General features: G+C 74.0%; 8 protein-coding genes and 1 pseudogene. 7 read left to right on the forward strand and 2 right to left on the reverse strand.

Annotation, left to right across the window (positions count from 1 at the left end; genetic code table 11):
• The coding region (locus tag ABZ914_RS32475; protein WP_500197908.1) for a hypothetical protein at positions 1 to 845 on the reverse strand (845 nt) is incomplete at its 3' end.
• Between the two features lie 7 nt (positions 846 to 852).
• Positions 853 to 2,184, reverse strand: a complete 1,332-nt coding sequence (locus tag ABZ914_RS32480) for a hypothetical protein (protein WP_500197910.1) — start codon at positions 2,182 to 2,184, stop codon at positions 853 to 855.
• A 139-nt stretch (positions 2,185 to 2,323) separates the two neighbouring features.
• Between ABZ914_RS32480 and glf the strand changes: the two genes are divergently transcribed.
• From glf to ABZ914_RS32515, 7 genes and pseudogenes are all read left to right on the forward strand, one after another.
• Positions 2,324 to 3,499 carry a UDP-galactopyranose mutase gene (glf, locus tag ABZ914_RS32485; protein WP_500197911.1) on the forward strand — a complete coding sequence of 392 codons (1,176 nt, stop codon included), beginning with the start codon at positions 2,324 to 2,326 and terminating at the stop codon, positions 3,497 to 3,499.
• Positions 3,496 to 5,490, forward strand: a complete 1,995-nt coding sequence (locus ABZ914_RS32490; RefSeq protein WP_500197912.1) for a glycosyltransferase — start codon at positions 3,496 to 3,498, stop codon at positions 5,488 to 5,490. Before glf ends, ABZ914_RS32490 begins: the two co-directional genes overlap by 4 nt.
• Positions 5,487 to 6,365, forward strand: coding sequence for an ABC transporter permease (locus tag ABZ914_RS32495; protein ID WP_190866633.1), 879 nt, complete (start codon positions 5,487 to 5,489; stop codon positions 6,363 to 6,365). The genes ABZ914_RS32490 and ABZ914_RS32495 overlap by 4 nt, the downstream gene beginning before the upstream one ends.
• 3 nt (positions 6,366 to 6,368) lie before the next feature.
• Entirely contained in the window at positions 6,369 to 7,145 is a 777-nt protein-coding gene (locus tag ABZ914_RS32500; protein WP_190866635.1) for an ABC transporter ATP-binding protein, read from the forward strand.
• A gap of 302 nt (positions 7,146 to 7,447) precedes the next feature.
• Positions 7,448 to 9,493, forward strand: coding sequence for a hypothetical protein (locus ABZ914_RS32505; protein ID WP_241756407.1), 2,046 nt, complete (start codon positions 7,448 to 7,450; stop codon positions 9,491 to 9,493).
• 42 nt (positions 9,494 to 9,535) lie between these two features.
• Positions 9,536 to 12,661, forward strand: coding sequence for an ATP-binding protein (locus ABZ914_RS32510; protein ID WP_500197914.1), 3,126 nt, complete (start codon positions 9,536 to 9,538; stop codon positions 12,659 to 12,661).
• 111 nt (positions 12,662 to 12,772) lie between these two features.
• Positions 12,773 to 13,840 (forward strand): annotated as a pseudogene (locus ABZ914_RS32515) (hypothetical protein); the annotation flags it as partial.

The raw sequence follows: 13,840 nt of genomic DNA on the forward strand, positions 1-13,840 counted from the left end.
GGCGGTAGGCCCATCGGCGCCCGCCCGCCCGGCTCGGCGGCCGCGGCGAAGGCGCCGCCGGTGAGGTGGGCGCCGACGATCCGCTCGTAGTCGCCGCCGAGCGCCGGCGCGAGCCGGACGTTGAGCCGGCGCAGCAGCTCGGCCTCCAGCACCGACAGCGGCTCGCCCTCGGGGACGCCGGCCGTCTCGCACGCGTCCGGGTCGATGCCGGCGACCTCGCAGAACCGGCTCCACAGCAGCCCGGGCCGCTCGCCCGGCGCCGGGAGGGTGACGACGTGGATCCGCTCGCGGGGGACCGCCGCCTCCCACGTCCGCAGCACCCGGACGGGGTCGTGCAGCCCCCAGAACATCTCGCCGAACGGCTCGGGCGCGTCGATGCCGTGCTCGATGAGGTCGCCGACGAACTGCCCGAACGGGATGGTGTGGGTGTGCCGGATCTGCTCCTGCCAGTCGAGGACGAGCTGGGTGCCGAGGTCGCGGGTGGCGAACACGACGTGCACGTCCGCGTCGCCGAACGACTCCACCGCCCGCTTCGCCTGCTCCTCGGTGGCGCCGCCCAGCAGCTCCTGCGACAGCACGACGCGGTCCCCGTGCCATTCGCGGGCGCGCTTGGCGACGCGGTTCCAGGCCCCGTCCCAGGCGGGGTCGCGGTGCCCGCCCCAGGTCATCTCGCGCAGGTCCATCACGGCGCCGAAGTGCTCCAGCGGCCCGGTGACGGGGTAGCGGACGCCGGCCGCGCCGAGGCGCCGCTGGTTCTCCCAGAACACGCGCTGCAGGAACGCCCCGCCCGCCGTCGGCGCGCCGACGTGGAGGTAGACGGCCTTGGCGGCCTCCGGTGGGGTCATGCGTCGGTCACCTCGTGGTCGTCTCTCCGGCGCCGGTCCCCCCGGCGGCGGCCTGCCTGCGTTCCTCTTGCACCTGCCAGTACGCCTCGCGGAAGCGGGCGACCACGGCGTGGCGCTCGCTCAGGGTCCGGACGGCGCGCTTCACCACCGGGACCGTTCCGTCCACGAGGGCGTCGACGCGCTCGCGCAGCGCGCCGGAGTCGGCGACGAGCAGGTCGAGCAGCTCGGGCGTGCCGAGCCCGGCGTCGGGGAGCCGCGCGATCTCCGCCTCGCACTCGTCGATCCGGCGCAGCACCGCCGCGACGGCGTCGCCGCTCGCGTCGGTGATGTCCGCCCAGCAGGGGTCGTCGGGGTGCCGCCGGCCGTCCGCGGGGGCGGGCGCCGGCACCAGCTCGTCCAGGTCGCCGATGATGTCGTAGCCGGTGCCGGACAGCGCCTCGACCATCCGCTCGGCGCGTTCCACGGCCCACGCGTGGTCCTCGGCGGGCAGCGGGATGCGGGTGGTGGTCTCCCGCCTGGTCAGCACGTCCTGCGCGAGGTGGTGCTTCATCTCCTCGTTGTAGAAGTGCCAGTCGGCGCTCTCGCGGTCGAGGGCCCGGTTCAGGCGGAGCAGCAGCTGCGTCTCCGGAAGCCCGAGCGAGGGGTTGGCGAACCCGGCGTTCGGGTCGCAGGCGTCCGGGGGAAGGCCGAGCGCCCGGCAGAACCGCTGCCACAGCAGGTCGCGGGGGGCGCCGGGGCGCGGGAGCGTCACCACGTGGACGTGCTCGGGCGGCAGGTGCTCGCCCCAGCGGGCGAGGATCTCGACCGGGTCCTGCAGTCCCCAGAACAGCCGGGCGACCTTGGACGCCCGCCAGTCCGGGCGGCGCAGCGCCGCCATGAACTGGGCGAACGTGGTGGTCCAGCGGTTCTTGACGTCCTCCTGCCAGTGCGCGGGGATCTGCCGGGCGAGGTCGCGGACGGTGAAGACGACGTGCACCTCGGCGAAGTCGAGGTCGGCGAGGGCGCGCTCGACGTGCGCGCGGAACGCGGGGGCGAACAGCTCCTGCGAGATGATCGTGGTGCCGCTCCAGCCGCGGGCCTCCTCGACCAGCCGCGTCCAGGCGCCGTCGATGAGCGGGTCGGACGCGGTGCCGAAGAACGCCTGGCGGAGGTCGAACGCGGCGCGGACGTGCTCGGCGTCGTCGTAGCCGGGGTAGAGGAACCCGGCCTCGCGCAGGCGCTCGCGGTTGTGCCACAGGATGTTCTGCAGATACGTGGTCCCGCTCTTGGCCGCTCCCACGTGGAGGTACACCACGGGACGCGGCGAGCGCGCGGGCGCGCCCGGTGAAGGTGCCGCCACCGCATTCCTTGACTACTTGTACGTCCGCTGATGGAACAGCGGGTATCTTAGCCGTGCATCTGCACCATTGGCGCAGTTTGTCCTCAGGGCTTCCGGCCCCATCCCTGCCCGTCCCCCGCATGGAGATGGACGTCCTCCAGTGAACGTTGATCTTGTCGTCGTCGGCACGGGGTTCTTCGGGCTCACCGTGGCCGAACGCTGCGCGACCGAACTCGGACTGCGCGTGCTCGTCCTGGACCGCCGCGACCACATCGGCGGCAACGCCTACAGCGAGCCCGAGCCGGAGACCGGCATCGAGATCCACCGGTACGGCGCGCACCTCTTCCACACCTCCAACGAGCGGGTGTGGGACTACGTCAACCGGTTCACGAAGTTCACCGGCTACCAGCACCGCGTCTACTCGACCTTCAAGGGCCGCGTCTACCCGATGCCGATCAACCTCGGCACGGTCTGCGAGTACTTCGGCCGCGTCATGTCCCCGGACGAGGCGCGCGAGCTGATCGCCGGGCAGGCCGGCCTCGCCGGCGGCGCCGAGCCCCGCAACCTGGAGGAGAAGGCGATCTCGCTGATCGGGCGCCCGCTCTACGAGGCGTTCGTGCGCGGCTACACCGCGAAGCAGTGGCAGACCGACCCCCGCGACCTGCCCGCCGAGATCATCACGCGGCTGCCCGTGCGGTACACGTTCGACAACCGCTACTTCAACGACGCCCACGAGGGCCTGCCCGTCGACGGGTACACGGCCTGGCTGGAGCGGATGGCCGACCACCCGAACATCGAGGTGCGGCTGAACACCGACTTCTTCGACATGCGCGGCGACGTCGCGGGACGCGTCCCCGTCGTCTACACCGGCCCGCTGGACCGCTACTTCGACTTCGCCGAGGGCGAGCTCGGCTGGCGCACGCTGGACTTCGAGACCGAGGTCCGGCCGACCGGCGACTTCCAGGGCACCCCCGTCATGAACTACGCCGACGAGGACGTCCCCTACACCCGCATCCACGAGTTCCGCCACTTCCACCCCGAGCGCGACTGGTACCCGCGCGACAAGACGGTGATCATGCGGGAGTACTCGCGGTTCGCGGCCCGCGGCGACGAGCCGTACTACCCGATCAACACCCCCGAGGACAGGGCCAGGCTGCTGCGCTACCGCGAGCTCGCCCGGCACGAGGACGGCGTCGTGTTCGGCGGCCGCCTCGGCACCTACAAGTACCTCGACATGCACATGGCGATCGCCAGCGCGCTCAGCATGGTCGACAACCGGTTGCGGCCGCACTTCACCGAGGGCGCCCGCCTGGTCAGCGGAGGAGCGGACGAGTGACAGCACGATTCGACGGCGGCGAGGCGACGCTGCGCACCCTGCAGCGCGTCGTCCTGCCGGTCGGCCGCGACCTGGACGTCCTCGCCCTGTACGTGGAGGGGCAGATCGTCCGGGGCGCGGAGGCCCTCGCCGAGGAGACCGCGGTCGAGGCCGGCATCGGCGACCGCCCCGCCGCCGAGGGCGCCGCCGGGCGCGCCGACAGCGTGGGCCGCCGCGCGGTCGTCGTCCCGGTCGGGCAGCGGGTGTCGTTCGCGACGTACTTCAACGCCTTCCCCGCCGGGTACTGGCGCCGCTGGACGCACGTGGACGACGCCGTCCTGCGGGTCCGGCTGCGCGGCGACGCCACCGTCATCGTCTACCGGTCCAGCGCCAAGGGCCACGTGCACCGCGTCGCGTCCGTCCGGGTGGACTGCGAGACGGCGGAGGAGCGCACGTTCGACCTGCCGCTCCAGCCGTTCGTGGACGGCGGCTGGTACTGGTTCGACGTGCTCGCCGGCGAGCGCACCGCGGTGCTGGAGCGCGCCGAGTGGTGCGCGGCGGCGCCCGAGGTGACCCGGCAGGGCACCGTCAGCATCGGCATCACCACCTACAACCGGCCCGCGTTCTGCGTGGAGCAGCTCCTCGCGCTCGGCGAGGCCCCGGAGGTGCTGGACGTCGTCGACGAGATCTTCGTCGTCGACCAGGGCACCGACCGGATCGAGGACCACCCCGACTTCGCCGCGGCCGTCGACGGGCTCGGCGGCCGGCTGCGCGTCATCGACCAGGGCAACCTCGGCGGCTCCGGCGGGTTCTCCCGGGCGATGGACGAGACGGTCCGCGCCGGTCGCAGCGACTACGTCCTGCTGCTGGACGACGACGTGGTGACCGAGACCGAGGGCGTGCTGCGCGCGGTCGCGTTCGCCGACCACGCCAAGACGCCGACGATCGTCGGCGGGCACATGTTCAACCTCTACGTCCGCGGGCAGCTGCACGCCTTCGGCGAGACGATCGAGCGGTACCGCTGGTGGTGGGGCCCCGCCGCGCACACCTGGCGCGAGCACGACTTCGCGGAGGAGGGCAACACGCTGCGCGAGACGCCGTGGCTGCACCGCCGCGTCGACGCCGACTACAACGGCTGGTGGATGTGCCTCATCCCGGTCGAGGTCATCGGCAAGATCGGGCTGTCGATGCCGATGTTCATCAAGTGGGACGACGCCGAGTACGGGATCCGGGCGCAGGCCGCGGGCTTCCCGACCGTGTCGCTCCCCGGCGTCGCGGCGTGGCACGTCCCGTGGCAGGACAAGGACGACGGCGTCGACTGGCAGGCGTACTACCACTGGCGGAACCGGCTGGTCGCCGCGCTGCTGCACTCCCCGTACGAGCACGGCGGCAACCTGCTCAAGGAGAGCTTCATCATCTCGGTGAAGCACGCCCTGGCGATGCAGTACTCCACCGCCGAACTGATGATCATGGCGCTGGAGGACGTGCTGACCGGCCCGGCGCACATGCACGCCGGCATGGTCACCAAGATCTCCGAGGTGCGGGCGGTGCGCGCCGGGTTCGCCGACGCGCAGGCCAAGGGCAGCGTCGAGGAGTTCCCGACGGTGCGGCGCAGCAAGCCGCCCAAGCGCGGCCGCAACCCCGCCCCGCCCAAGGGCCGCACCAAGGTGATCAAGACGGCGCTGACCAGCGCCATCAAGCACCTCGGCCCGGTGGACGAGGAGGCGCTGCGCAACCCGCAGGCCGCCGTGCCGCACATCGACCAGCACTGGGGCATGCTGTCGAAGTTCGACAGCGCGCTGGTGTCGTCGGCGGACGGCACGAAGGTCCACTGGTACCAGCGCGACCCGAAGCGGTTCCGGTCGGTGCTGCGGCGCAGCGGCGTCCTGCACGCCCGGCTGACCCGCGAATGGGACGCCCTCGCCGAGCGCTACCGCGCCGCGGCGGACCAGCTCGCCTCCCCCGAGGCCTGGCGGGAGACGTTCGACGCCTCCGGATCGGCGCGCGGGTGAGCGCAGGCCACGCCGCGCCGCCCGCCGAACTCCCGCCGCTGGTCGCCCCCGGTACCGACGGCGGGCTGCGGCGGGCCCTGAAGGACCGGTACCTGCTCCGGCTGCTGGTGCGCCGCGAGCTGAAGGCCCGCTACAAGGGGTCGCTGCTCGGGCTCGGCTGGTCCTACGTCCGGCCGGCGGTGCACTTCTCGGTCTACTTCTTCGTGGTCGGGGTCTTTCTCGGCATGAGCAAGCGGGTCCACCACTTCCCGGTCTACCTGTTCTCGGGGATGGTGCTGATCAACCTGTTCACCGAGACGCTGCACTCGTGCACCCGCTCCATCACCGGCAACGCGCCGCTGGTCAAGAAGGTGTTCCTGCCACGCGAGCTGTTCCCGATGGCGTCGCTGCTGGTGTCGCTGGTGCACTTCCTGCCGGGGTTCGGGATCATGCTGGCGGGGGCGCTGTCCTTCGGCTGGCGGCCCGACCCGGTGGGGCTCGCCGCCGCGGCCCTCGCCTTCGCGATCGTCGTGATCCTCGGCCTCGGCCTCGGGCTGCTGTGCGCGGGCGTGAACGTGTTCTTCCGCGACCTGGAGCAGGTCGTCGACATCCTGATGATCGTCATCACCTGGTCGGTGCCGATGATCTACCCGTGGGTGCACGTCCGGCAGCGGGCGCCCGGCTGGGTGCTCGACCTGTACCTGGCGAACCCGCTGGTGTCGGCGGTCAGCCTGTTCCAGCGCGCGTTCTGGTACCCGACGACGCCGAAGCTCTTCCAGTTCCCGCCGCACCTGTACGGGCGGGCCGGGGTCGCGCTGGCGGCGTCGCTGGTGGTGCTGGTGGCCGGCGTCCTGGTGTTCACGCGGGCCCAGCAGCGATTCGCGCAGGAGTTGTAGCAGATGGAGCAGCACCGGCCGCCCGAGTCGATCGTGATCGACTCGGTGAGCAAGCGGTTCACCCTGCGGCACGCCCGCTCGATCCGGGAGATGACGATCCGGGCCGTGCGCCGCCAGGACCTGTCGGAGAGCTTCAACGCGCTGGACGACGTGAGCCTCACCATCTACCAGGGCGAGACCGTCGCGCTGATGGGGCTGAACGGGTCCGGCAAGAGCACCCTGCTGAAGATGATCTCCGGGGTGATGCGGCCGGACCGCGGCTCGGTGCGGGTCCGCGGCCGGATCGCCGGGCTCATCGACGTCGGCGCGGGCCTGCACCCGGACCTGACGGGCCGGGAGAACGTCTACCTCAACGGCGCGATCCTCGGCATGTCCGAGGCGGAGATCAAGAGCAAGTTCGACGCGATCGTGGAGTTCTCCGGCGTCGAGCGGTTCCTGGACAACCAGGTGCGGTTCTACTCGTCCGGCATGTTCATGCGGCTGGCGTTCTCGATCGCGGCGCACACCGAGCCGGACATCTTCCTCATCGACGAGGTGCTGGCCGTCGGCGACCCGCCGTTCCGGGAGAAGTGCCTGCGGCGGATCCGGGAGCTGCGCGGCGAGGGCCGGACCATGGTGATCGTCGCGCACGACATCCAGATGCTCACCCGGCTGTGCGACCGGGGCGTGACCCTGCGCCGGGGCAAGGTCGTCTTCGACGGCGACCCGGCGGAGGCGGGGCGGCTGTGGCGCGAGGACCGGCAGGCGCGGCAGGCGTCGCTGAAGGCCGGGACCGGCTAGCCGCGCCGGACGCCGCCCGGCCGGGGCCGTCGCCTGGAGTGGCCTGGGGTGGCCGGGTGCGGCCAATCCGGGGGCGGGCGGGGTGTCCGATGTTTACCCCAGGTGAACCCCGTGACCGAAATGGCGGTCCATGTCGCACTTCCGGGTTCTTGTTCCGGTGAACGTGACACGCGACCCCGGCAGGCTCTTTACTCTTGCCGTGTAGGCGAACCGACACCACCGACACCACCGACCAACTGAACTCCAACCCCCCGGCGTTTCCCCCGTTCCGCGACTCCCAGGGGTCTCACGACGTGACGGACATGGCGAGCGGGTCCGCGATGGCGCGGCTCACACAGGCCGACCGCGTCTACGTGGGCTGGCGCTACGCGCAGGTGCACCCTGACCCGGGCCCGCCCCCCGGCGTGCCCGAGCCGGCCGAGCGGCCGCCGGCCGGGCCGCCCGCGCGGCGTCCCGGCGAGCACCTCGCCGCGCACCCCCTGAGGCTCGCCACCGGCGGCACGTTCGCCGGGGTCGCGCTGTTCCTGGCGTGCGGCATCGCCGGGCTGCTGCCGTGGGCGTTCGCGGGCGTGGCGCTGCTGGCGTGCGGCGTCGTCCTCGCCATCACCGGCGGCGCCCTGTGGCGCGACGAGCAGGCCGTCCGGGAGCGGCTCGCCGACGAGCGGGAGCGCGCCCGGCGCGAGTACGCCCGCCGCGCCCGGGAGCGGGAGGCCGCGCAGCGCGCCTACGACGACGCCCGCCGCGAATGGGAGCGGCGGCACCGCGCGTACGAGAGCCAGCGCGAGTGGTACCCGGTCGCGGTCCCGCCCGGCGTCGACCGGGTGGACGTGGTCGGCGGGACGCTCGCCGGATGGTCCGCCGCCGTCACCACGATGGGCGCGGCGCGGCTCGCCGTCGGCGCCCGGCTCACCGTCATCGACCTGTCCGAGGGCGCCGTCGCGCACGACCTGCTGCGGCTCGCCGCCGACCGCGGCGACGACCCGCTCGTCTGGGTGCTGCCCGCCGACCTGCCGCGCCTCGACATGTCGCGGGGGCTGAGCCCGGAGGCGCTCGCGGACGTGCTGTCGCTGGTGGTGAGCGCCGGCGAGGAGGAGGGCGGCACCCGCGACCTGTCGTTCGACAACTCGATCCTGGAACGGCTCATCGAGGTCCTCGGGCCGGACGCGACGATCCCGCGGATCACCGCGGCGCTGCGCGTCCTCGCCCAGGTCGGCGACCCGCGCGACGACCTGCGCAAGGGCCTGCTCACCGACGAGCAGCTGGAGCGGGTCGCGACGCTGTTCGGCCGGGACGCCACCGACCGGATCGTGGTCCGCCGCGCGTGGGCGCTCGAAGCGCAGCTGCGCAAGCTGGAGAAGCTCGCGACGGAGCCGGTGGGGCTGCCGCCGTCCCGGCTGCACGTCGTGTCGATGGACCGCCGCGCCGGCGTCCTCACCAACCGGATCCTCGGCACCTACGTGACGACGGCGCTGACGCACCGCATCCGCGAGTCGCCGCCCGGCGGCCGCTGGGACCACACGCTGTTCCTGTGCGGCGCCGAGAAGCTGCGCGGCGACGTCCTGGACCGGCTCATCGACGCCTGCGAGGCGACCGGGACGGGGCTCGTCCTGATGTACCGGTCGATCCCGCGGCACGTCCGCGAGCGCCTCGGCCGCCGGGGCCACGCGGCGGTCGGGTTCATGCGGCTCGGCAACCCCGAGGACGCCCGCGTCGCCGCCGAGCACATCGGCACCGACCAGCCGCTGCTCGTCGCGGAGATCACCGACTCGGCGGGCGAGACGCTGTTCGACGTGGCGGGGGAGAGCTACGCCAGCACCGTCGCCTACGCCCGGCCGCGCGGCGACGGCCTCACCGACCCGGTCTGGTCGCCGCTGCCCGCGCCCGCCGCCGACGACTCCGTGCTGGTCGAGGGGATCAGCTCGGCGACGGCGTGGGGCCGGACGGTCACCGCCGGGGGCGGCGCCGAGAAGCAGCGGTTCCGGGAGCTGCTCATCGAGCCGCCGCAGCTGCAGGAGCTGCCGCCGACCGCGATGGTGTTCACCCACTCCGGCACGACGGGCCGCCGCATCATGCTGGTGGACGCCAACCCCGGCATCATCACGCTGCCGACCGCGCACTCGATGGAGTTCGAGGAGTACCTGCGCGAGCAGGAGGCCCTGGAACGCGCCGCCGCCGAGGAGCCCCAGGACGCGCCCGCCGACGCGCCCGCGCCCGCCGACGCGCCGCCGTCCCCCGCACCCGTGCGCGACGAGGAGCCGCCCGCGCCCCGCGCCCGCCACGCCCTCCCGCGCGGCGGCACCCGCTTCCCGCCCCTCAAACCGAACGGCCGCCACAAGGGCTCTCGCTGACGTGCGCTGGCGCGGTGCGGGGGCGCGGGGAAGGATGGTCGGGTGACGTTCCCCCCTGGTTCCATGCCGCCCGGTATGCCCCCGTACGGACGGGGGGCGGGGATGCCGCCCGGCGCGCCGCCGCCCCGGATGGGCGGAGCGGGCCGCGGTGCCGGTGGTGGTGCGGGCGGCGGTGCCGGCGGCGAGTGGGGCGGTGAGGCGGTCGCGCTGCCGGGGCCCTGGTACCGGATCCAGGCGATCCCCGCCCCGCAGCGGAACGCGTCCGCCGAATGGGACTTCGTCAGCGTGCTGCCCGCCGCGCTGTCGGCGGCGCGGCGGAGCCGCCCGTTCGTCGTCGGATGGCTGTCGGCGGGCGGCGGCGCCCCGCTGGAGCTGATCACCAACGCGGGCCCGATCGGCGCGCCCGGACCGGACGGTGAGGCGCAGGGGCTGCTGTTCCCGAGCGGCGCCCGCGGCGTCCGGGTCGGCGACGGCTGGCTGCGGCAGGCGTCCCGGATGGCCTGGACGCGCTGCCCCGGACGCCTCGCCCCGCAGGTCGGACCCGCCCTGCCGGACGGCGGCAGGGGCGGTCCCGGCCTGTTCGAGGCGACGCTCGTCACGCTGATGGAGCGGCCGTTCGCCTGGTTCGTGGTCGCCGAGCCGTGCGACGAGCGGCTGATCGACACCGAGATGCGCGAGCTGCACCACGAGCTGCGGATGCTGCGGCGCGGCGAGGACGAGCAGGCCCGGCTCGCCGTCGCCCGCGCCGACCAGCGGCTCGCCGAGCTGGACGCGTTCCGCGAGGCGGGGCTCTGGCAGGTCCGGGTCGTCGCGGGCGCGGCGACGCAGGCGGAGCTGGGGCAGATCGCGCCGGTCCTCGTCGGCTCGATGGAGCTCGGCCACCATCCGTACCGGCTGCGTTCGGGGCACGGCAGCGGCACGTTCGACGAGATGCTGCGGCCCGCCGCGGAGCCGGCGCCGCTGCGCCCCGGGGCCGAGCCGGAGCAGCGGTTCCCGTTCGTCGCGACGGCGGGCGCGCTCGCCGCCCTCGCGGGCCTGCCGCGCCGCGAGGTGCCGGGCCTGCGCGTCCTCGACGCCGGGTACTTCGACGTGACGTCGGAGACCGACGACGCGCCGGCCCGGCGGCCCGAGGCGCGGATCGAGCTGGGCGCGATCCTCGACGGCCAGGACCGGCAGGTCGGCACGTTCACCGTCCCCCGCTCGACGATCAACCGGCACGTGTTCGTGACGGGCGCGACGGGCGCGGGCAAGTCGCAGACCGTCCGGCACCTGCTGGAGCAGCTGACCCGCGCGGGCGTGCCGTGGCTGGCGATCGAGCCGGCGAAGTCGGAGTACGCGGCGATGGCGGGCCGCATCGAGGACCTCGGCGGCCCCGTCACGGTGGTGAACCCGTCCGACCCGGCGTCGGTGCCGCTGTCGGTGAACCCGCTCGCGCCCGAGCCGGGCTACCCGGTGCAGGCGCACATCGACATGGTCCGCGCGCTGTTCCAGGCCGCGTTCGACGCGGAGGAGCCGTTCCCGCAGATCATGGCGCAGGCGCTGCAGCGCGTCTACGAGACGAACGGCTGGGACGTGGTGACCGGCGCGGGCGTCCCCGGCTCGCTGATCGAGCCGGCCGTGCCGACGCTGGAGCAGCTGCAGAACGCCGCGCTCCAGGTCATCCAGGACGTCGGGTACGGCCGCGAGCTGATGGCCGACGTGCAGGGGTTCGTGGACGTCCGGCTCCGCTCGCTGCGGATCGGGTCGGCCGGGCGGTTCTTCGAGGGCGGCCACCCGGCCGACATCGGCGGGATGCTGCGCGACAACATCGTCCTGGCCATCGAGGACGTCGCGAACGACGAGGACAAGGCGTTCCTCATGGGGACGCTCATCATCCGGATCGTCGAGCACCTGCGGATGCGGGAGCGGCGCCGCGACCGGTCGGACGGCCCGGCGCTGCGGCACGTCATCGTCATCGAGGAGGCGCACCGGCTGCTGCGCAACCGCGGGCCCGAGCGCGGCAGCTCGCACGCCGTCGAGCTGTTCGCCGGGATGCTCGCGGAGATCCGCGCGTACGGCGAGGGCATCATCGTCGCCGAGCAGATCCCGACCAAGCTCGTCCCCGACGTGATCAAGAACACGGCGCTGAAGGTCGTGCACCGGCTGCCCGCGCACGACGACCGGCACCAGGTCGGCGCGGCGATGAACCTGGACGCCGACCAGTCCCGCGAGGTGGTGTCGCTGCGCCCCGGCGTCGCGGCGGTGTTCGCCGACGGGATGGACCGGCCGCTGCGCGTCCGCGTCCCGCTCGGCGAGGGACGCGAGGCGGAGCTGCCCGGCCCGCCGCCTCCCGTGGACGGCCGCCGGTCCGCGGCGTGCGGCTGCGAGTGCCGGTCCGGGCGCGCCTGCACCCTCTACGAGCTGCGCGAGGCCGACCTCGTCGCGGGCCATCCGGACTGGGCGTGGCTGCGGCTGTGGGCGGACACCCTCGTCCTCGCGCACGTGGTGAACCGGCCCGTGCCCGCCGTCCCGCCGGAGCTGGGCCGGGCCTGGTCGCGGCTGGCGCCCCGGCTCCGCGAGTGCGCGCTCGCGACCGTCCTCGAAGGCGCCGTGACCCGCCGGTCATGGGCGCTGCGGACCGTGTACCCGCCGTCCGACCTGACCGCCGCCGCCGCCGGCGCCGCGCAGAAGCTCCTCGGCGGCGGCGCCTCCGGTGCCGCGCCGGGCCCCACCTGGGTGATCCCGCAGGTCCGCTGGCTGCACGAACTCGACCGGCTGTTCCCCTACGGCGGGGGCGTCCCCGACAAGCACGCCCCCGCTCCGCCGCTGGACTACCAGCTGCCCGGTCTCAAGCAGCCGCCGCAGCCGAAGTTCGGCCACCGGTTGCGCGCGCTTCGCCGCCACCCGCTGTCCATGGAACTGGACCGCAACCGCCCCCTCGCCACGACCGCGCTGGAAGGCGACGACGAGCACGCGGGCTTCTACGCCGACCTCGCGGTCGTCGCGATCGGTCTCCCGGAGGACGAGCAGATCGAGGACGCCGCCCGGACGATGCGCGTCGAGGAGTGGCTGGAACCGGTGCTGAGCTGGCCGGAACGCTTCGTCGAGCCGTTCGCCGACCCGTCCGCCGGCCTGCCGTTCCTGTCCCGCGAGCCCGAGCCCGAGCCCGGCGGCGCCGACGGCGGGTGAGCCGTCCACGACGATGCGATCACGATCCGGTGATATCTCACCAGAACCCCGCATACGTCGCTAGATTCTTTCTCCGCACCGGCCCGCCCACCCGCGCGGAGGGAGCGGCACATGGACCCGCAGACCGACGACCGGACCCGCCCCCAGGACACCGGCGGGCACACGCGGCCCGCCCCGCGGCCCTTCTTCCGCCACGCGCCCGAGGCCGCCGACCCGTCCGGGCAGCCGCTGCAGAGCGCCACCCGCTACCTGTCGGCCGCCGCCTACCTGGACCGGCGGCTCTGCGACCGGGTCATCGCCGAGTTCCTGGACGACGAGCACCGCGCCGTCGTGCCGTCCTTCGGCTTCGACCTCGGCCCGGTGATCCTGCACGCCGTGCGCGCCCGCCGGTTCCGGCTCGTCCGCGACCTCGCGATCATCGCCGTGTTCGTCGTCGCGTGGCTGCTCGTGCCGGCCGTCGCCGCGCTCTACCTCCTCGTCACGCTGACGCTGCATGTCCCCTGGCGGCGGCTCCGGTGGCGGTGGCGGCTGGCGCTCGGCGCGCTCGCGGCCGTGCTCCTGCTGCCGGTGGTCACGTTCGGGCTGCTGAGCGGGGCGCAGAACCTGGACGGCTACGAGCACGAGCAGAACACCGGCTTCCTCGACTCGCTGCAGACGGACCACGCCGTGCTGACCATCGTGTTGCTGTTCCTCGTGACCGCGACGATCGTGTTCGCGCACCTCGCGGTCGTCTTCTACGCTCTCGCCCGCGACCTCGGCCCCGGCGCGACCGGACCCGGGCCGCGCACCTACAGCGAGCGGGTCCGGCTGGTCATCGACCGGGTGCGCTCGGCGCAGCACGGCAACGTCACGCTCTACTCGGGCGGCAACCCGTTCATCGGCGCGGGGGACGTGACGGCGCCCTGGTCCCGCGTCTGGTCCATCGCGCTCGAACTGGACCGCCCCGCCGCGTCCGGGCCCGGCCTCGGGGCCGCCGACGGCGACGGCGCCTCCCCGGACCTCGACGCCCCCGCCACCGCGTCGTCCGGCGCCGCGTCGTCCGGCGCCGCGTCGTCCGATGCCGCGTCGTCCGGCGCCGCGTCGTCCGATGCCGGGGCGTGGGGTGCCGGGGCGTCGGGTGACGGCACGTCGGGCGCGGGCGGATCCGCGGGCGAGCCGGGCCCGCGGCGGCTCGACGCG

The organism is Spirillospora sp. NPDC046719 (genome assembly GCF_040645715.1).
Classification (GTDB): domain Bacteria; phylum Actinomycetota; class Actinomycetes; order Streptosporangiales; family Streptosporangiaceae; genus Spirillospora.

Bases quoted from the DNA above. Each gene is read 5' to 3' on its own strand.
- ABZ914_RS32500 (WP_190866635.1), top strand. From the start codon at position 6,369: ATGGAGCAGCACCGGCCGCCCGAGTCGATCGTGATCGACTCGGTGAGC.
- ABZ914_RS32505 (WP_241756407.1), top strand. From the start codon at position 7,448: ATGGCGAGCGGGTCCGCGATGGCGCGGCTCACACAGGCCGACCGCGTC.